The organism is Dyadobacter sp. NIV53, assembly GCF_019711195.1.
GTDB lineage: Bacteria > Bacteroidota > Bacteroidia > Cytophagales > Spirosomataceae > Dyadobacter.
The window spans coordinates 5185959-5206549 of sequence record NZ_CP081299.1; the positions used below are offsets into that span (position 1 = coordinate 5185959).

At 40.2% G+C, this 20591-nt stretch carries 18 protein-coding genes; 8 read left to right on the forward strand and 10 right to left on the reverse strand.

The window, feature by feature from the left end; all coding sequences use genetic code 11:
• Positions 1-208: 208 nt before the first annotated feature.
• Positions 209-2545 (reverse strand): glycosyl hydrolase family 28 protein, encoded by a 2337-nt coding sequence (locus KZC02_RS21440; RefSeq protein ID WP_221390566.1) that lies wholly within the window; start codon positions 2543-2545, stop codon positions 209-211.
• Between the two features lie 332 nt (positions 2546-2877).
• On the opposite strand from KZC02_RS21440, the gene KZC02_RS21445 reads away from it, so the two are divergent.
• Entirely contained in the window at positions 2878-3189 is a 312-nt protein-coding gene (locus KZC02_RS21445) for a hypothetical protein (protein ID WP_221390567.1), read from the forward strand.
• 184 nt (positions 3190-3373) lie between these two features.
• Here KZC02_RS21445 and KZC02_RS21450 read toward each other — a convergent pair whose 3' ends face one another.
• The 5 genes from KZC02_RS21450 to kduD all read right to left on the reverse strand — a co-directional run bounded on the left by KZC02_RS21450 (position 3374) and on the right by kduD (position 8022).
• Complete coding sequence (locus tag KZC02_RS21450; protein ID WP_221390568.1) at positions 3374-4108, reverse strand: phytanoyl-CoA dioxygenase family protein; 735 nt, start codon at positions 4106-4108, stop codon at positions 3374-3376.
• Between the two features lie 280 nt (positions 4109-4388).
• On the reverse strand, positions 4389-5174 hold the full coding sequence (locus tag KZC02_RS21455; RefSeq protein WP_221390569.1) for a hypothetical protein: 786 nt from the start codon (positions 5172-5174) through the stop codon (positions 4389-4391).
• Positions 5174-5782 carry a DUF5034 domain-containing protein gene (locus KZC02_RS21460; protein WP_221390570.1) on the reverse strand — a complete coding sequence of 203 codons (609 nt, stop codon included), beginning with the start codon at positions 5780-5782 and terminating at the stop codon, positions 5174-5176. Before KZC02_RS21460 ends, KZC02_RS21455 begins: the two co-directional genes overlap by 1 nt.
• A 473-nt stretch (positions 5783-6255) precedes the next feature.
• On the reverse strand, positions 6256-7086 hold the full coding sequence (gene kduI, locus KZC02_RS21465) for a 5-dehydro-4-deoxy-D-glucuronate isomerase (RefSeq protein WP_221390571.1): 831 nt from the start codon (positions 7084-7086) through the stop codon (positions 6256-6258).
• Positions 7087-7254: 168 nt separating this feature from the next.
• Positions 7255-8022 carry a 2-dehydro-3-deoxy-D-gluconate 5-dehydrogenase KduD gene (gene kduD, locus KZC02_RS21470; protein ID WP_221390572.1) on the reverse strand — a complete coding sequence of 256 codons (768 nt, stop codon included), beginning with the start codon at positions 8020-8022 and terminating at the stop codon, positions 7255-7257.
• A gap of 275 nt (positions 8023-8297) precedes the next feature.
• Between kduD and KZC02_RS21475 the strand changes: the two genes are divergently transcribed.
• Together KZC02_RS21475 and KZC02_RS21480 are read left to right on the forward strand one after the other, a co-directional pair.
• Positions 8298-9332, forward strand: a complete 1035-nt coding sequence (locus KZC02_RS21475) for a LacI family DNA-binding transcriptional regulator (protein WP_221390573.1) — start codon at positions 8298-8300, stop codon at positions 9330-9332.
• 18 nt (positions 9333-9350) lie between these two features.
• Entirely contained in the window at positions 9351-9842 is a 492-nt protein-coding gene (locus KZC02_RS21480) for an NUDIX hydrolase (protein WP_221390574.1), read from the forward strand.
• Position 9843: 1 nt separating this feature from the next.
• Here the strand turns inward: KZC02_RS21480 and KZC02_RS21485 are convergent, their stop codons facing one another.
• Positions 9844-11988 (reverse strand): TIM-barrel domain-containing protein, encoded by a 2145-nt coding sequence (locus KZC02_RS21485; RefSeq protein WP_221390575.1) that lies wholly within the window; start codon positions 11986-11988, stop codon positions 9844-9846.
• 248 nt (positions 11989-12236) lie between these two features.
• Here KZC02_RS21485 and KZC02_RS21490 point away from each other — a divergent pair, with 248 nt between their 5' ends.
• The 4 genes from KZC02_RS21490 to KZC02_RS21505 all read left to right on the forward strand — a co-directional run bounded on the left by KZC02_RS21490 (position 12237) and on the right by KZC02_RS21505 (position 15235).
• Positions 12237-12854: a peroxiredoxin gene (locus tag KZC02_RS21490; RefSeq protein ID WP_221390576.1), complete on the forward strand. Its 618-nt coding sequence runs from the start codon at positions 12237-12239 to the stop codon at positions 12852-12854.
• A 249-nt stretch (positions 12855-13103) separates the two neighbouring features.
• Positions 13104-14270 carry a methionine aminotransferase gene (locus KZC02_RS21495; protein ID WP_221390577.1) on the forward strand — a complete coding sequence of 389 codons (1167 nt, stop codon included), beginning with the start codon at positions 13104-13106 and terminating at the stop codon, positions 14268-14270.
• 66 nt (positions 14271-14336) lie between these two features.
• Positions 14337-14771, forward strand: coding sequence for a hypothetical protein (locus tag KZC02_RS21500; protein WP_221390578.1), 435 nt, complete (start codon positions 14337-14339; stop codon positions 14769-14771).
• Positions 14768-15235 (forward strand): RES family NAD+ phosphorylase, encoded by a 468-nt coding sequence (locus KZC02_RS21505; RefSeq protein WP_221390579.1) that lies wholly within the window; start codon positions 14768-14770, stop codon positions 15233-15235. The genes KZC02_RS21500 and KZC02_RS21505 overlap by 4 nt, the downstream gene beginning before the upstream one ends.
• Here the strand turns inward: KZC02_RS21505 and KZC02_RS33020 are convergent, their stop codons facing one another.
• Both KZC02_RS33020 and KZC02_RS33025 read right to left on the reverse strand, forming a co-directional pair.
• Complete coding sequence (locus tag KZC02_RS33020; RefSeq protein ID WP_310590336.1) at positions 15236-16000, reverse strand: FtsX-like permease family protein; 765 nt, start codon at positions 15998-16000, stop codon at positions 15236-15238.
• Positions 16001-16065: 65 nt separating this feature from the next.
• On the reverse strand, positions 16066-16470 hold the full coding sequence (locus tag KZC02_RS33025; RefSeq protein WP_310590337.1) for a hypothetical protein: 405 nt from the start codon (positions 16468-16470) through the stop codon (positions 16066-16068).
• A 180-nt stretch (positions 16471-16650) separates the two neighbouring features.
• Here KZC02_RS33025 and nadE point away from each other — a divergent pair, with 180 nt between their 5' ends.
• A complete protein-coding gene (gene nadE / locus KZC02_RS21515; RefSeq protein ID WP_221390580.1) occupies positions 16651-18711 on the forward strand; it encodes an NAD(+) synthase in 2061 nt (686 codons plus the stop codon).
• Between the two features lie 103 nt (positions 18712-18814).
• Here nadE and KZC02_RS21520 read toward each other — a convergent pair whose 3' ends face one another.
• Positions 18815-20578, reverse strand: coding sequence for an STN and carboxypeptidase regulatory-like domain-containing protein (locus KZC02_RS21520; RefSeq protein WP_229253716.1), 1764 nt, complete (start codon positions 20576-20578; stop codon positions 18815-18817).
• Positions 20579-20591 lie beyond the last annotated feature (13 nt).

Below are 20591 nucleotides of genomic sequence, written 5' to 3' on the forward strand. Positions count from 1 at the left end.
GAATTATCTAAGATTCTGTCACACTGAGCGAAGTCGAAGTGCGAGCCGGTATGATTGAATTATCTTGTTAACATTATGTATCACTTTGGCAAAGGTTTTAACGTGTTGAATGTAGATAATTGAGACTTGGTCGCCTGCACTTCGACTTCACTCAGTGTGACAAGATCGTCGCTCAGTATGATCAACTTCTTGATCGTTGATAATTTTATTACTCCCGCCTCACAACCCCCTCTAAACCCTTCCCACCAAACTCAACCCCCTTCTTCACGCCCTTTTCATCCGTATTAATCAACCGAATCGCCTTTGACTGATCCCCCGTCACCTTCAAAAGCAAATCGCGGTTGTCTGCATACTGAATTCCATCCATGGTTACATTTCTGCTGTTCTGGATTTGCATCACGGTTTTTTCTTTTGTGAAAAACGACACATTTTTAAGGTTGATATGATCGCCTTCTATACATACAAAACCTTTATTACTATGCAGGACTGCATTTTCTATATTAATATTTTTAATATTCATTTCAGGTAAACCACGCACCAGAATTCCGGTTTCCGCGCCTTCACAAACCACATTCCTGATGTTAAAGTTTTGAAACTGAGGTGTGCCTTCATTTACAGGCTCCCTCTTCATTATTGGCAGAACATTCTTTTCACCGGGCTTTGGAACCGGATCTTTTGCCTGGTAATACATATCGAACAAAATCGCTTCGCCGGGAATATTACTCATTTTAATATCCGATATCCATATATTTTCGACCACTCCGCCACGTCCGCGGGCCGTTTTAAAACGCAATCCTACATCCGTCCCGGTGAAAGTGCAGTTGGTAACAAACAGGTTTCTAACCCCGCCCGACATTTCACTTCCTATTACAAATCCGCCGTGTCCATGCAGGACAGTTGAATTCTGAACAATAATGTTTTCCGTAGGAACCCCACGTTTCCGGCCTTCTTCGTCTCTTCCTGATTTTATACAAATCCCGTCGTCACCTACGTTAAAAGTGCAGTTATCTATCATTCCAAAACGGCAGGATTCCAGATCAACACCGTCGCCATTTTGTGCATAATAAGGGTTTGTCACTTTTAAATTTCTAAGTGTAATGTGTTCGCAAAGCATAGGATGCAGGTTCCAGGCAGGGGAGTTTTGGAAAGTTACGCCGTCCAGCAGTATCTTTTTGCAGTTGGTAAAACGAACCATATTAGGGCGGAGGAAATCCTTGAAAGGCGTTACATTTTCCACCGTATAACCCGCTGCAATATTTCCGGCACCTTTTGTATTATTCCCAAGCAATGATTTTTCAGTAGGGTACCAGATCGTTTTATCTTTATTCAAAACACCGCCGGAAGCCACCAGTTTATTCCATTGCTCCTGAGTTAATTTCTCCTTTTTTACTGCCCTCCAAACCTGTCCGGCGCCGTCTACGATCCCACTGCCTGTAATAGCGATATTGGTGGCATCAATTGCACTGAGAGGAGACTGGCAACGCACAGCATCGAGTCCTTCCCAGGTAGTCCGGACTACCGGATAATCATCATAATTACTGCTGAACTGTAAACGTGCATTTTTTGAAATATGTAAATCAACGTTGCTTTTAAGGATAATCGGGCCTGTAAGCCAGATACCGGCAGGTACTAAAACCGTTCCGCCTCCATTGAGAGCACATGCATCAATCGCTTTTTGTATGGCAGCAGAATTTACGAGAACACCATTATTTTTTGCACCGTAGGAAGTAATATTAAAAGTGTCTTTTTTGAAAACCGGTAGCTGCACTTTTGGAAGTTCGTAAACGAATTTGTCGGTTGTTCCAAAGTGTTTCAGGTATTTGGCGATATCCAGTTTTAAGTCTTTTACACCTTCTGCTATTACACTTGCCATGACCGTTGCCCCATACCTGGAAAAATGCGTATCATCTACAAATGGTTTGGGGAATTTTGGATAAATACCACCTTCCAGATGAATGAATAGAGCCTTTGAACCTTCAACACCGTGTTCAAGAATGATTTCTTTACTTTTGGCATGCAGGTCAATCAGCGGAACGTTCAGTTCCTTTGCAACATTTTTTACAGCCTGGGGATAATCGCCATGTATGTCCGAAAAAACACCGGCCTTGTCAAACCTGCGGCGCATAACCGGTGTGATCAGTACCGGATTTCCGCCTTTTGCACGCGCTTCTGTAACAAACCTCATCAGGTTCTTCCTGTAATCCGTATTGGCAGCAGCATACCGGCTCGTGTCCTTGATTTTTTCATCATTATGCCCGAACTGGATAAATAACCAGTCACCTGATTTCATATCGTTTAATACGTCCGTCCAGCGCCCTTCGGCAATAAAGCTTTTGGTACTCCGGCCATCCTTTGCATGGTTTTCAACGGCTATGGCATTACCGTCAAAATAATCCTGAAAAACCATTCCCCAACCCGTTTCAGGAGCATTTTTGGCTAATTTATTAGCCATAGTAGAATCACCGATCAGGAAGACGTGGATTTTGTCCTTATCCGATTGGAATCCTAAAATGAAAAGCAGCGATATTAAAACCAGTTTTTTCATAATTGACTTATTTCAATATTCCGGAAACGAATATCTTTAGATGTTAATAACTGATCAGACGAGTTTAGGTCTAATAATTATAATTATCAAATATTAAATTGTGTTTAATTGCGCAATCGTTATCGGGAACGTTGCCGGAAGGCGGGAATTATTTGGAAATAAGTGAATCAAATACTTACAGCCAGTTTTTGGAAGAAAATTGCCGGAAGACAGGTAAATCCTGGTAATGAATTTTTTTAGGATTTTACGTTGAAGAGGAAGTTTGCGTATTCTAACTATTCCGTTTTATGGCACCCCAACGATAAGTTACATATAAAACCATAGCCACGAAAATGACCTATAGTCCGGTGAGGAAGTTTATGATCAGGCCGAGGTCCGGTTTTTTTGTCCAGGGAAGTTCGGAATCTTTTAGCGCTGACATCGGGGGATATAAAACCCATCCACTTTTTCCGGCATGTGATAACTGGTCCAAGTTCCTGACTAAATATCTCAATGCTAAAATGAGTACTGCACCTGAAACAACAATCAACCAGTTCGGAAGTGCACGGTTAAAGGATTTCGGCATTTCGCTGATGAAGTATCCCAAGAATGTTAGCAACGAAAAAAGTGGGATAAAGAAAAGCCAGACAGGTAAGACGAAATAGGTGTCGTAAAGTTGAATCTCAATGGTATTGTTTGAAATGATTGCAGCGGTCAGGAGAAGGGTTATTCCTAAGGAAATACATAACCAAAGTAATTCTTTCCAAAGTGAGCTGGTTTTGTTTAGCATAGTTTAGACGTCCAGATAATTTTATGAATTTAAGTCGGAATGCTCGGATTAAGTTAAGTTTATAAGTTGAATTGTTTCATGTTGACCCAAAGGTATTCAGACCAATTCAGGTTTTCAGGAAGTGTGCGTCTACTAAACTCGATGTGTATTACCCTTCGTTTCATGTAATTTGTGGTTCGGCTCGACGCATGAAGCAGCAATGGTTTCATAAACATTACTCCGCCTTTCCCAACATTGCAGCTTATTTCGTTTTCAACATTCCAGTCGATTGTTTCTGCCCTGTAAACACCTTTTAAATGTGATTTAGGAATTATTTTTAACGCTCCGTTTTCTTCATTTGTATCATCAAGGTGAATGCGGGCTGTAAAGTTGTCTTCCAGAATTTCCAGGGGAGGCTGAACCGCGAATTGATTTTGTTTCGTTGTCCAGGGGCCAAAGCCGGGTAAATTTATTTTCTTATCAACCGAAATGGTCAGATCCTGATGATAAGGAACAAACCAGTTTGATTCTCCCGGTTTGTCAAAATATATGGACTTTACAACAAAGAAATCCTTCCCGAAATTATCTTCTAAAATTTGAATAAACTTATCACTGAAAATTTGCTTCACTGAATCCGGAATCTCTTTTAAAAATTGCCTGATCGCAAACAGATCTTCCGTTTTACGAAAAGTAGATTTATTGGTGTCCGAACCTGAAATGGTTGAAATGATTTTATCCACTTCTGATCCGGAAAAGATCTGTTCTACAATTGCGAATCCTTCTTTTGAAATGCTTTCTTTTACGTCAAATGTCATATTTGAATAGTTTTCGATTGGTCGAACTACAAAAGTATGTACAATTCAGGTATTGAAGGCTCGGTAATCAACGATAACATCTGTCAGGCTAAGTTTCATCGACATTTTAGGTCTTTATTTTTTGGTGTCAGTCATAAAATTACCACTAACGTTTTGCGGATTTGCGAAGGGCGGACTATTTACCACGAATGTTGATGCGGAGAATGGAACTTACTTAAAAGGCAAAACTTTCTGAGGAGCACGAAACACCACCTATTGCAAATGTATTGTTAGGCGCTGTTTATCTTATCACAAATATAAGTCCTCCTCCAATACTTAAAGTAAATATGTCTTTGTTGTATCTAATGTTTTCGCTTGTTGAAATGTTTGTATTTAAGTCTGTCATTTTCTTTATAAATGTAATGTCTGTTTTGTAATATGAAGTCATAAAGTCTATATTTAGAAATAACCTCTTTGATAATTTGTAACCAAATGCTGTGGATGTTGCCAAAATAAAATGGTCGTTGGGTTGTTTGCCTGAGTCATATGTAACTTCTATTAAATTATTTGAGTTTTTCTGTTTCAAAATTGCGTTTCCCCAATCGGTGTAAAATGAACTTACTCCAATTGATAAATTTGGATAAATAAAAAATCTCTTTTTTTCATACCTATAAATTAAACCTATAAAACCCCGTTCAAAATTACCGCTAAACGGATTGAAATCATCATAGCTTGCACTAGTAGAAGACGTTACATAATAATTGTCCTCGTAATCTGATTTCATAGCGTTTAAAAAATTGTCTGCTCTTTTAGAAATATTACCAGCTGTCATTCCCTGGAAGTTAAACTCTAAACCCCAGTGTTTGTGAAAAAAATATGAAATTGATAAAACTTGCCAATATGTTGAATTATCGCCATACTTAAACATATTGTCTGGAATACCTCCGTCCAATAATTTGGTGATTGGAATATTTACTCCATAGCTAGGTCTTATCTGCCATTTCGATTTATAATTCAATGAATCTTGGCAATATGCCTTGTCCGAAAAAAAGCCAAAAAGCAAAAATATGATGAAAATATTTCGCATTAAATTAAATCAATTGAGGTTGTAGTTCCTTCAAGAGTCCGACCATCAGACAAAATAATTTTAATTTTAAAGTAATTGTTTTGGTTTAGATTAGGCGGTATCATAAGTAGAGCATCAAATGATAGCTCTAATTCACTTTTGCTATACAAAACAGTATTGTACATTTTTATAAAATTAGCAATAGTACTAAAGGAAGAACCTTTAAATATTTTAAAGTAGTCTGATATATCCGAATTTGCAGGATGATTTACATCAAAGTCATTTAACGTAAAAATTTGAATAGCTATCACGCTGTCTCTTGCTAATAATTGGTTAGGAGGTGGGCAGCCGCAACTTGTCGCATAGGCTGTTTGAATAAATAAATATTTGAAAGGGTTTAAACAAGCAGTCTCTTCTCGGTTCAATTGTGTCCTAATTCCATATGCTTCTTTAGGAACCGAATTTGCAGTCGTTGTCATTGGTTCACTGCCACTATTGTCAATGTTGTTAACTACAATTGTCTTGTTAGTATAGTGTCCGATTAAAGGGTCTGTGCAGTCGCAACACGCAACTAAAACCTCTGCCATCAAAGGAAAGAGTAGTAAAAGAAGTATTTTATTTATTTTCATGTGAGTCAATTTTGTTGTGTCGTTAATTTGTACCTAACGCTGGCGGCTTGGCGTAAGGTGTGGCATTGAAAAATGTCTGCTCGTAACCGCAGGCCGGTGATAAGAAATTGTTGATGATAAGAAACTTATATTTGGCTCTGTTCTTCTGCCGGAGCCGCTGCTAAATTCATAACAAAAGGCGATGTTTCATTCTTCCGCCACACTTGTGCCAAACCGAATGTTGCATGCCGGGTGTTTTTTGCTTTCGCCTTCAGCTAAAAACTAATATTAAAAGTTTAGGCGAAAAGCAACTGACATGCATCTAGGAAATATACGAAACTTACATCTCAAATTAATCGATTAAATACCTAAAATTATTCGCATTGACGAATTGATCTATTCGATATTGAAAATTCCAATCAAACCATTAAACTAAAAAAGCCGAACAAGTCCCAAAAACTCATCCGGCTCCAAAAAATATCAAAAAACCCCAACTACCTCAAATCCCCAATCGCCACAGCGTCCATATCTGTATAATCCTTATTTTCTCCTGCCATTCCCCATATAAATGAGTAATTAGAAGTTCCGCAGCCGGAGTGGATGGACCAGGGTGGAGAAATGATTGCCTGGCGGTCGGCTATCCATAAATGGCGCGTTTCGGATGGTTCGCCCATTAAATGCAATACCCGTTGGTTTTCAGGAACGTCGAAATAACAGTAAGCTTCCATGCGGCGGTCGTGTACGTGCGAAGGCATAGTATTCCATACGCTTCCTGTTTTTAATACCGTCAGTCCCATTACGAGCTGGCAACTCTGAATGCCGTCCATGTGAATATACTTGTAAATAGTGCGGTGATTGGACGTTTCCATACTGCCAATCGTTACCGGCGTTGCATCTTCCTTGGTAAATAATGTGGTAGGATAAGTCTGGTGCGCCGGTGAAGAGAGCAAATAAAATGAAGCCGGATCAGTTGCGTTATGGCTGATGAAAGTCACTTCCTTTGTTCCTTTTCCAATATACAAACAACTCATTTTGCTCAATTCAAAATCGACTCCGTCGGCTGTTACTTTTCCGTCACCACCAATATTGATGATCCCGATTTCCCTCCGTTCAAGAAAATAATTTGCTTTCAGCGAATCGTAGGTTTTGAGTTCCAGCGGCGCATTGGCAGGCACAGCACTCCCGATCATCACCCGGTCATAATGAGAATAAACCCATGAGATTTTGTTATGGCCGAATATATTTTCAATTAAAAAATTCTCACGTAAACTCGCAGTATCCATTTGTGACACTTCTTTACGGCTGCTCTCAAATCTGATTTCCATAATTTTTTAGCTATCGGCTGTCGGCAATCAGCTTTCGGTAAACCGGATTCAGCTTTTCACACAACAACCTTCTATTATTTTAAATCCTAAACTTAGCGGCAACTGCTCTTAGTCATGCAGCTAGCCTCTTTAAACCTTAAACTCTTTACTCTGAACTTTAAACTACCTTTACCGCCCCATCCATCCGCCGTCAACTGTCAGCGTAATTCCGTTGACATAGTTTGCAGCATCCGAAGCCAGGAACAAAACGGGGCCTTTAAAATCTTCCGGCATTCCCCATCTTCCGGCGGGTATCCTGTCCAGAATAGACTTACTTCTTACCGGGTCATTTCTTAGCGCTTCTGTATTATCCGTATTGATATAGCCCGGAGCTATGGCATTGACATTGATGCCTTTACCCGCCCATTCATTTGCCAGTGCTTTTACCAAACCGCCAATCGCGCTTTTGGAGGCCGTATATCCGGGTACATTAATTCCACCCTGAAAAGTAAGCAAAGAAGCCGTGAATATGATTTTACCGTAACCTCTTGCCACCATTTCTTTGCCCAGTTCCCGTGACAAAATAAACGGTGCATCCAGATTGATATTTAAAACCTGGTCCCAGTATTCATCGGAATGTTCTGCCGCAGGCTGACGCAGAATAATTCCTGCATTGTTCACCAGGATATCTATTTGCGGATGATCTTTTTTAACCTGGTCAATGAATGTGTAAAGCTTGGCGCGATCGCCCAAATCTACCTGATACGGATAAAATTTCCTACCCAATCCCGTGATGGATTTTTGGATTTCGCTGTCTGTGGAAGGTAAGGAGGAGGAAATGCCTATGATATCTGCACCTGCTTCCGCCAGCGCTTCTGCCATGGCTTTGCCTATGCCACGGTTGCAACCGGTTACGAGTGCGGTTTTTCCCGATAAGTCGAATAAATGAGTGGCCATTCAGTGGGGTTAGAAATTAGCTTTTTTTGAGGTACTATATTCTTAAAACTGAAAAGAATTTAACCTTTGTATCAACGAGTTTAGGCCGAATTATTAGAAATATCAAATAATGAATTGTCTTTTTTTGTGCAATCGTTGTCGGGAACGTTGCCGGAAGAGTAAATCATTCGGGGAAATTCCTTCATTTCCGAATTGCTCCTTAATTTAGTACATTCACTAAATGTTGCCGCAAGTATTTTGAATTGAATATTAAGTTGGAATAAACCAAGTTTTCTTTGGAAACGATCACTATAAAGGATATTGCACGGGCTCTTAATCTTTCGACTTCCACGGTTTCCCGTGCTTTGCGGAATAGTTATGAGATTAATACAGAAACCAAAAAACTGGTGATGGAATATGCGGAAAGGATGAATTACCGTCCTAATCCGATTGCACTGAGTTTGAGGGACTGTAAGAGCAAATCCATTGGAGTAGTCATTCCTGAAATTGCAAATAATTTCTTTTCCCAGCTTATCAACGGTATAGAATCCATAGCATATAATCTTGGCTATCACGTAGTTATTTTCCAAAGCCATGAGTCTTATGAGCGGGAGGTGGCTAATACCAATTATCTGGTTTCCAGAAAAGTCGACGGATTGCTGATTTCACTTTCCAGCCTGACCACCAATTTGCATCACTTCGAAGAGCTGATGGAAAAAGGATTACCCATCGTTTTCTTCGACCGCGTACCCAATACGATTGAAACACATAAAGTAGTGGCCGATAATTTTGCAGGCAGTTATGAAGCAACGGAGCATTTGATCAAAACAGGAAGAAGGAGAATTGCCCACTTAACAAGTCCTGTTTATCTTTCCATAACGACTGAGAGATTAGCTGGTTACAAAAAAGCATTGGAAGATTATTCGATCCCGTTTGATGAATCATACGTGAAATATTGTCATCACGGAGGAAAACTGGCGTCTGAAAATGAGGTTGCCGTACAGGAATTGCTGGATATGGCCGAGCCTCCGGATGCTATTTTTCCCGCAAGCGACAGGCTCACAACCGGTTGTCTGGCTGTTTTGCTAAAAAATAATATTAAAATTCCGGACGAAATCGCAATCGTTGGTTTTACAAATATTGGTGTTGCCGAACTACTGAATCCGCCATTAACTGCCGTAGTGCAGCCAGCTATGGAAATGGGGCAGCAGGCCGTAGAACTCCTGATCAGCCTGATCGAACATCCCCAAAAAACAAGTTCATTTGAAACCCGGTCATTTAAAACTTCTTTGGTAATCCGTGAATCATCGGCTGGGAAGATTCATGCTTAACGTTTTTCTGATTAATTTATGAATGGTCCTGCAACAATCAGTTTTTCTCTTGCTGATGGTTTATTTAATTTCAGAGTGGCTGGTGTTGCCATTCAAAACGGCAAATTGCTTTTACATAAAACACCTTCTGATAATTTTTGGAGTTTGCCGGGAGGCAGATCAGACATGTTTGAAGTAACGGCACAAACGCTTTTGCGTGAAATGTCCGAAGAAACAGGGATGGAAGTAGTGGTTGGAGATTTACTTTGGGTAGTTGAAAATTTCTTTGAGTATAACGGAATCCGCCATCACGAAATCGGATTTTATTATAAAATGGAAATTTTAGATTTGCAAAATGAACTGGACTTTGTTGCAACTGAGAAGGGATCAGAATTAACATTTCACTGGCATTCTCTTCAAAATTTACATCAGATTAAAATATATCCTGAGTTCATTACCAGTGATTTAATTGAAAATACGACATCGGCAAAGCACATTGTTGCGGATTTCAAAAATTTGAACGAAGGATGATTTATTTTGTCATAAATTGCCAGGTTACCGTTCCAACTGTATTGGGTTTTCCATTCTCAGGTTCTGAAATACTTCCTTTCAGTTCTCCGTTTTGCTGGCGTTCCACCTTGATTTCCCTCCATGAGAAAATACCTTTTTCGTAGGCAAATGTTTCTCCGTCATCATCATAGAGTTTATAATTTCCATTCTTCTCTCCATAATGCCTGATTTCCAGATTGACTTTTTCACCAGCTTTTGGTGCATGTAGCAATGGTGGCATCATAGGGATTATTCCACCGTCTTTTACATAAACAGGAATCTGGCCCATATCTGATGAAACTGTGATTACTTCCCCATTACCAGCGAGTTGGCCCGTATAGAAATCATACCATTTTCCTTTTGGAAGTATTACTTTTCTTGAAGTTTGTCCTGCAAATAATGGTGCAACCAGTAAATATTCCCCAGCCATATACTGGTCTTTTACTTCATTCATAATGGCTTCCTCATAAGGGTTTTCTTCCAGGTTCTGAACCGTTTTTTCGGTTTTCAGATCCGAAACAAATCCTTCTTCCAGACTCATTCCGCGGAAAGGGGGTGTTCCCTCGTAATGGTATTTTGCAAATTCGCTGTACCAGTATGGCATCATTTGCATGCGTAATGTTGCCAAGGCTTTTATCTGTGGCGCCACTTCCGGAAATGTCCACGGCTGCGTACTGCTCGACCATGCATTGATCATCGCCATGGGGGAGAAGCAAACGGTTTGAAATCGCCGGAGCCATTCTTCCCCTGATTTGGAAGCCCTCACTTCCGGAGTCCAGAGTACGCCGGCATATCCGCTGTTAATGAGCGCAGTAATGAAATCCTCATGACTGTAATTGTCGTTGTAAATTACATAAGGAAATGATGATCCACCGGCATTGGAACCGCGTACCAGCCCATAAGTCCGGCGGTTATTTCTCCGGAACATTTCAAAACTTTGTTTCTGCACAAGTAATCCATAAGTCTGGCGTATCTGTTCGGAAGTATGGCCGGAAGGAAAGGTTGCAACATCAGGCCATACATAGGAATCATAACCATCCACTTCATCTATTTTATACCCACTGACTCCAATTTTGACATGTTCTTTTTCAAACTGGTCAAAAAGTATTTTACTTGCCTGGGGCATCGACAAATCTGGCACAATACCATTCCAGACAGTATGTGAGCCGGTGAAAGGTTTGATCTTATTATAAATGGCAGCGTCCGGAGATACGTATGGATTGGTCCAGAGATTGATCTTTACGCCGACGGCATCCATTTCTTTTACAAATGTGGCAGGATCGGGGAAACGGGTTTTATCCCATTCAAAGGTGCATGGATAGGATTTACTTTGCCAGCCGGGTTCCAGCCCTATAAAATCCAGAGGATAACCTTTTTCTTCAAATGCAGCTGCTTCCTGTTTAACCTGTTCGGAAGTATATAGCCGGTTAACTCTTTGTGTAAAGCCCAGTCCCCAGCGCGGGGGCAAACAGCCGCCACCACTCAATAAATTAAACCGCTGAATCACATTTACAGGTTTCGGGCCTGCAAACACATATAATTCAATGCCTTGAGCAGGGACAAGCATTTCCACAGCGTCTGAATAGGGATGTGCATCCCACGAATCGTCTGTATTTCTATCCTGAATATTTGGTGGTGTTTTGCTGTCTTTCCGCACATTTGAACCTGCATATACATCAATATATTTTGCAGAATTTACAAAAACGCCATAACCTAATGACGATACATAAAAAGGAACAGGAGCATGTGTACGGCCATTATCCGTATTTCCATAATGATCGGCGTGTAATTGTAATATCCGGCCACGCTGGTGTATTGTTTTGAAATTTAAACCAAAGCCAAAAAGTTGCTCATTTTTAACCAGAGGAAACCGCAAATATGTTTTTCCATTTTTAACCTGAACTGAAATTTTAGCTTTATCTAACGGAAATTCAGCCTTATTCAGCGTTTTTAATGCGGCGGATGGTTGCGTGTCAGCTGCTTTAAGCAGATTATAATTATCGGGTTTTCCAACAATTGCTTTCCAGATTCCCGGGTGTATTTCCTGCCATTGAACAGTTTGTGAGTAGGAAATAAGTGAAGTTGTACTAAAAATAAACAGAAAGAAATAACGCAGAAATCGATTCATAACGGATAACAATAAATGACTGACTGAGAATGAGAGGCATGGGAGGCGGATTTATACTATTTGTGTTATTGAAAATAATTCAATCCTGTACAAATTAGTATTTGTACAGGTTATAGTCATATATAAATAGTAATTGCATAACCATAAAATTATTTCACATTAAATATTTTAATTATAAGTCTATTAAACTTGTAGGATAAATAGATTAATAATATATTTGTGACAGAATCAATACAACCCTGGCAAATATGTATTACGAAATCGAAGATGAAGTAGGAAATATTTCTACCATTCAACTTAAAGAGAAAGAGTCGGACGAGGCTGTACAGGAATTAAAACCTGGCGATTTTGCTCCTTTGTTTTATCTCAAATCAGAAGAAGGTTTCCCTGTAACCTCTCTTACAGGCTTTTCTGTATCCAATGATTCAAGATCATTGATTGAATTATTAAGGGACAAACCTTTGGTATTGAGTTTCTATTGTACTTGCTGGGGAAGATACGCGCCAAAACATCTGGCATTTTTACAGGAAATTGCGCCGCAGATAGAAGCACTTGGCGGACAGCTTTTGGTTCTTGCCAACGAATCTTCCAAGCAAATTGAGCGTATGTTGAAGAAGCTCGATACTGATTTGAATGTTTATCACGATACAGATCGTAATGTAGCGCGTTCTTATGGCGTTTATTCTGAAACTTCGCCAATCTGGGACAGAATTGCTGGTATTTCGGAGGAAGTATTCACACCATCGTTATTTGTGATTGGAAAGGACAGGAGAGTTTCTTATACTTTTGTAGATGAAAATTTTGATAATTCTCCAAACGCGAAGACGATTTTAAAGGAAGTTTACGAATGGAAAAATAGAAAGTGATCCTGGCAATCGGCCGTCGGCGGGGCCGCCTAGGCTTTCGGCAATCGGCAGGACCGCCCCGACAAAGGAATTCGGTAGTCATTCTGAATTTGATTTTCTGCATTAATCTGAAAGCCGAGTGCCGATAGCCATAAAATATAATTATCCCGCATCATGCTGAGTACTATCAAGTATATTTGATACAATCAGGTAAGAGATGCGGGATTTTTTTGTTAAAAACATTTATTAATCAATATCGTCAATAGTTATATGTCATTAACCAGGACAGCAATCCGGTCAAAACTTCCAAATGTTGGAACTACGATTTTTACAAGAATGTCGAAACTGGCAGAAGAATATAAAGCCATTAACCTGGCCCAGGGTTTTCCTGAATTTGATTGTTCAACTGAATTGCAAAAGCTGGTTGATAAATACATCAGACAGGGAAAAAATCAATATGCGCCAATGGCTGGTGTGATGGCATTGAGAGAAGCAATTTCCCGAAAAACGTATCTGGCAACCAACGCAGACTATCATCCTGAATCGGAAATAACAATCACAAGCGGGGCAACCGAAGCGCTCTATGTTGCGATCAGCGCTGTGGTGCATGTTGGTGACGAGGTAATTATTTTTGAACCTGCTTATGACAGTTACGTTCCGGCTATCGAGATGAACGGTGGTATTCCTGTATTTGTAACATTAGATCCGCAATATGAATCTATTAATTGGGAAAGCGTCAGTTCTAAAATCACGGACAAAACAAAAGCGATCATTATCAATACTCCCCATAATCCAACCGGGAAAGTATGGACATTATCCGATCTGCAAAAACTAACTGAACTCGCTGTAAAACATGATTTGCTGGTAATCAGTGACGAGGTATACGAACATATCATTTTTGATGACCGCGTCCATATTTCTGCTTCTTCTATTCCTGCATTGGCCGAAAGGACATTCGTTTGCGGGTCATTCGGGAAAACATTCCATACCACTGGCTGGAAAATTGGCTACTGTCTGGCTCCGAAAGATTTAACCACAGAATTTCGTAAAATTCACCAGTTTCTGGTTTTTAGTGTGGTAACGCCATTCCAGTTTGCCATTGCCGAATACCTATCCGAGCCGGATCATTATTTAGCTTTATCTGCTTTTTATCAGCAAAAAAGAGATTTGTTTCTGAATGCAATTACTGATATTGGTTTTATCATAAAACCTTCGGAGGGCACTTTCTTCCAAAACGTTGATTATAGTAATCTGTCCGATGAAGATGATTTGATCCTGGCAGAAAGACTCACGCGGAAAGCCGGTGTAGCTTCTATACCAGTTTCAGCGTTTTATGATAAAGTTGTAGACCACAAAGTTTTACGTTTTTGTTTTGCAAAGAATGACGATACGTTACTAAAAGGAGCAGAATTGTTACAAAAAATCAAAGTCTGGTAGAATTTTGATTACCTTTTTTACTTTCACGAAAAAAGTCGTATACTTGTATGACAAAATACTGATTTTATGAAAGTCATACAATATGAAATGCCGGCAAAAGGCAAAGCGCTGGCCATAGTTTCGGAACCCGAAGTCCTGTATCTGACCCAGGAAAAATCAGATACGTTTACAATCGAAAGTTTTCAAAAGTTATCTCAAAAGCTCCTGTTCACACAATTGGAATGGGCAGATATCCTGCACATAAGCGATCGTACTTTACAGCGGTACCTGAAAGAAAATAAACCGTTTGAAGGATTATTTGCAGAGCATTTATATCAGCTGGATAATATGTCAGACTTAGGCCTTATCGTGTTTTCCAATGCGAAAAATCTAGAAGAATGGCTAAGAAAGCCTAAAAATGTATTAGGGAAAGTTCTTGATTTTTCAACTCTGCAATCTTTCTGGGGTGTGAAATTAATCGGTAATGAACTTGGGCGGATGGAACACGGCGTTTATATATGATCGTATACCGGCTGGCTGCGAAGGAATATATTAGTGATAAGCTGGGTACGGGAGCGCGGTTGTTTGGCGGGCGCTGGAATCCACAGGGATTACCCTGTATTTATACTAGCGAACATATTTCTCTGGCGCTCTTAGAAAAATATGTTCATGCCCAGTCCAGAGAAAATATGGAACGGATTGCGCTGATAAAAATTGAAGTTCCTGATATAGATGGCCTGATTTTCAATACCGATGAAAAGCTCTTAAAAACCAATTGGGCTGATGATATTTCTTACTCACAATGGATTGGAGAGCAGATTTTGAAAGATCTGTCAATCATTGCATTCACTGTACCTTCCGCCATTATACCTTTGGAAAGAAACGTTATTATTAATCCTTTGGCCATAAAATCGGATCTCATAAAGTTTTCTGAACCAATTGATTTTTCTACGGATTTCAGATTGCTGAGCAGGCTGATGAAATAATTACTTTTTAAACAAAAGCGCCTTTATCGGCTGGATCCGTATAATGATCAATGTCGGAATCAGTAATATTAATGCCGAAACAATAACGGTAACCAGATTTACCATTGCAAATATTGTCCAGTCGAATACAATAGGAACGGTATCCATATAATAATTTACAGGATCGAGGGGAATAAGTTTAAACTGAAATTGAAGCCAGCAGAATAGTAACCCGACAAGGTTTCCAATCAGCAATCCCTGTCTCACCATATGAAGCCCAACCCTGAAAAAAACCATTCTGATTTGTCTGTTTGGGCTGCCTAATGTTTTCAACAGCCCTATTAAAGGCGTTCTTTCCATGATCATCACCAATAAAATTGAGATCATATTAAAACAAGCTACAAAAAGGATTAGACCCAAAAAAACGGCTGTATTACGGTCCAGCATAATAAGCCAGTCAAATATTTGCGGAAAACTATTGGTCACTTTCTGAAGATAAACAGCGGGGGGTAATAATTTTCTTAACCTGTTGGACACATCGTCCAGCTTTTCAAAATTTTTCAGATAGATTTCATAAGTCCCTACTGAATCAGCACCCCAGCCATTGAGCCGTTGTACTAACGCAATGTCACCGATAATCAATGTGTTATCAAATTCCTCCATTTGCGTGTCATAAATTCCGGCAACAGTCAGTTTTCTTGGTCTCGGAGGATTTTGAAGCGAATACATGATCACATTGTCGCCTGATTTTAACCGTAACTGTGAAGCGATTTTCCGGCTGATCATTATCTCGGAAGAATAACCATATTTAATTGAAGAGGAATCTTTGTAACCAATCAGGCGGCCGTCAATCAGATTTTTTTGAAAGATTTCCAGTCATAATCCTTGCCAACGCCTTTTAAAACAACTCCCTTTATTTCATCCAGTGTTTTTAATATACCTGATTTGTGTGCTACCTTTTGCCAGCGGCTTATTTCCGGCATTTTCGGAAGGGCATTGGCGACAGGATTATTAATTGAAAGCGGGCCTTCTTCATAAGTATTGCCCAAAGCAAAAGCGCTGATGTTGATATGTGCGCCAAAAAGAAATATTTTCTGCTGGATGGTTTGCTTGAAACCCAGTAATACGGCAAATGCAATGATCCCTACAGAAACGCCGATTGCAATACTGGCAATGCCTATGCGCGAAACGGTTGCAGAAAAAGAACCTGCTTCATTATGACGTATTCGTTTGGCAATGAATGAGGGAAATTGCAAGAGTATTGGACTGGTTAAATTTATGTTTGGCAAAAATAGAAAAAAAACAACAGAGGCATGGGAATGAGGAATAACAGTTGTTATGTTTTTGAAATTGTTAAAGATATTTTTTGTTAAGTTGCTATCCGATTCGTTTGTCCCGAAAGGAAATTACGCTTACTAAACTGATTATTAATTCATATGCCACAAATAAAAGTAGCTTCCGGAGTTGTAAACCAGACACCAATGGCTTGGGAGACCAATACAAAACATATTATTCAGGCAATAGATGAAGCAAAAAAACAACAGGTAAGCCTGCTTTGTTTGCCTGAATTGTGTATTTCAGGATATGGCTGTGAGGATTATTTCTTTGCTCCCGATATGACAGAACAGGCTCAAAAATGTTTACTTGAAATTGTACAGGAAACGGCCGGGATCGTTGTGGCTGTCGGTATGCCGGTTCGCCACAACAACAGTTTATATAATGCAGCCTGCCTGATTGCCAATAAACAGATCCTGGGTTTTTGCTGCAAACAAAATCTGGCCAATAACGGAATCCATTACGAAGCACGCTGGTTTCGCCCCTGGCAGCCGGGAATGGTAGAAAGCATCGAAATTAACCAGATCAATTATCCGATAGGGGACATCATTTTTGATTTATCTGATAGCCCGTTACAGGGCGGGTCGCAGGGCGTTCGTATTGCTTTTGAGATTTGTGAAGATGCATGGGTTTCCAATCGTCCGGGCAGGCGTCATTATGAACGTGGGGTTGATATTATATTAAATCCAAGTGCAAGCCATTTTGCCTTTAATAAATTTATGACAAGGGAACGCCTGGTAGTGGATGGCTCACGGTCATTTTCATGCAGTTACATTTATACCAATTTGTTGGGAAATGAAGCAGGCAGGGCACTTTATGACGGGGATGCGATGATCGCTTCGAACGGTGATATGCTGGTAACAAGCACACGTTTCAGCTACGAGGATTTTTTGATTACCGCAGCTGTTATTGATACAGATTACACAAGATTAGCCCAGATACAGAACAAAATTGCTGTTCCTTTCAAAGATAAAACCTGGCGCGTTCCTGGCAGGTTTGATTTTCCGTCGATAGAGCCGGTATTGCCTCAGGTCGCGGAACTGGAAGCATTTGAAAAAGGCGGGGCTCTGAAAGAAGAAGAATTTGCGAGGGCCGTATGTCTCGGACTTTTTGATTATCTGCGTAAAAGCCGCTCAAACGGTTTTACTATCTCACTTTCAGGCGGTGCGGATTCGTGTGCCTGTACGGCACTTTGCGGATTGATGATCCGATTGGCCGATGAAAGTATCGGAATGAAGCGCTTAAAACAAAAATTATCTTACATTGAGGCTATTCAATCTGCGAAAACAGAAGAGGACATTGCACTCGCTCTGATCCATAATATTTACCAGGGAACAGAAAACAGCTCGGATGCTACCTTAGAATCAGCCCGTTCACTGGCACATTCTATTGGATCTACTTTTTATAATATCAATATCGATGGTTTGGTCGAAACATATGTGGGGCTTATTGAAGACCAGATTGGAAGGCAACTGAACTGGCAGCATGATGACATAGCTTTGCAAAATATACAGGCGCGGGTTCGTGCTCCGGGTGTGTGGTTGCTTACCAATTTATCCAATCATTTGCTTCTGGCAACTTCCAACCGTTCCGAAGTAGCAGTAGGTTATGCAACGATGGATGGCGATACAGCCGGAAGTATCAGTCCGCTGGCGGGAATAGACAAGCATTATTTGCGCCAGTGGCTTCGCTGGCTGGAAACAGTTGGTTGTGAAGTAAAAGGAAAACATATCAAAATTGAAGGACTTAAAAAAGTGAACAGCCTGCAGCCGACCGCAGAACTTCGTCCCAAGGATAGAAACCAGACTGATGAAGATGATCTGATGCCTTATGATTTTCTGGATGCATTGGAAAAGCTTGCTATTCGTGATAAAAAATCGCCTGTTGATGCTTATCGTAATCTGGTCGTTCGTTATCCGGGAATATATACCGGTGAACAGATACACGCCTGGACCGAAAGATTTTTTAAATTATGGAGCCGTAATCAATGGAAACGTGAGCGTTACGCACCTTCATTTCATCTAGACGATCTCAATCTCGATCCGCGTTCCTGGTGCCGTTTTCCAATTTTGTCAGGAGGTTTTGTGAAGGAATTGGAGGAATTGAAAGAGTATGTCCGTGGTAATCCCGTGCAGGGCGGGAGGAAGAGGATTGGTTTCTGATGTGAGAAGGGTAGGTTATGCAGAGAGCCACGGAGAATTATTAAAAATCTCTGTGGCTCTCTTTCCTTTTTCTCAGTGGTTCTCCGTGTAACCTACGACTGACTTACAACCTGATACCGGCTTGGAAACCTATCCAGCTGTTTGGTTTGGTGTTGATCCAAATAGGTTTCAGGAAACCTGTACGTTCGGTATTGATTAATCCGGTATAATCTCCTGTTAAAAGATTAATGGACGGGCCTGCAAATAATGCAAATCTGTTACCGAATTTCTTTTCAATATTTAAAGAAAAACGAAATAAACCGGCCGGAATATTATCAATACTTTGCCGTTTGAGAATAACCGCATTCGCCGTTACATCTGCGTCCAACATCCAGGTTTTTCCCAATTTTTGCGCTGTTCCAAATCCATAACCAATTGTACCCAGGGGTTTATTCGCTGTTAATGCATTGAATCCCAATGAGAATATATTGTAAAATCTACTGACACCTGTTTTAAATGAGAAATTGAAATAATTAAATTCATTGGAAGCGAATTCATATCGTCTGTAACCGTTGCTGCGCACATAGCTGAATAATCCAAAGGGAACAGTGGCCGTAGAATCGGTATAATTGACAACGCCGATCTGGTGGCCGCTTCTCACCGTATTGGCATAATTATAAACTGCCGAAAGCTGATAACCATTTAAAGCGCCGACTACAACATTTCCAACTGAGGAAACCTGAAAACCCCTGAAATTTTTCCCTGTATAATTAATCACATTTGACCCCTGAAAACCTACAAAATTCCCCAGGGTAATGTTCAGGACATTGGCATATTGAAAACCAGTAACGTCATTTCCCACAATATTGCTGATGCCTGCAAGCTGGAAGCCGGTAACATTACTGCGGACGACATTCAGAATTGCCCCGATTTCCAGCATGTTGACTCCCAAAGAATAACCTGCTATTAAATTCACAGAAATATCATTTACAATATTTCCGCTCAGCTCATGATTTGTTCCCAGAAATGGTAATAATGAAGCCTGAAAATGACGGTGCAGCGTATCCGGAATATTTCTGGTATTGATCGCCTGTTTAGCAGACGCAAAAGCAGTTACCAGTTCGCTTTGTACTTTTTGATAAGTCTTTTTCAGTTTATCATTTCGCCTTGCTGCTATTACTTCATGCGTGGTGTCAGCAACGGTTAAAGCTGTAGCAGGCGCTGTAAATTGCGGGATTTCTACTTTTTGATGTAACGAATCTGCAAATCGGGATGTTCTGGGAGATAATCTCGATATTGGTTTTAAAGTATCCGGATTCAGGGTAATTGGTAAATAAGCGTCTTTACGTTTCGAAACCGGAATGGAACGGGCAATGTAATCCTCTTTTCTGATTTCCAGGCGGAGAGAAGCAGGGGCAGTCGGAAGCCGTATCCTGTAATATCCATATTGATTACTGATCGTTGAGGCCAGCGTCACAGATTCGTAAATACTGGCGTTTGCTAATTTTTCACCGGTTATTTTATCAATGATATAACCGTTTAAATTAAAGTTTTCAGGTGCTTCACCTTCCTGATTTATCGCAATTTTTTGTAAAATGATATATTTCCGCCGCTCCTTATAACCTACTTTTCCTTTAAAAATCTCATTCAGTATTTCCCTGATAGTTAAGCTAGTAGCCTGAACTGATACCTTTGCTTTTACATCTATCGCATCAGGGCTGTAAGAAAAACTGAAACCGCCAAGATTTCCGATTCTCTGTAATACCTGGTCTACCGGCTGATTGGTAATGCTGATAGATATTCTTTTTTCCAATAACTGCTGGCCAAAGCAATCTTTGGAAAAAAGAATAAAAAATGTCAGATAAATTGTAAGCCGAAATGTATTCATTCGAATAGGAAAC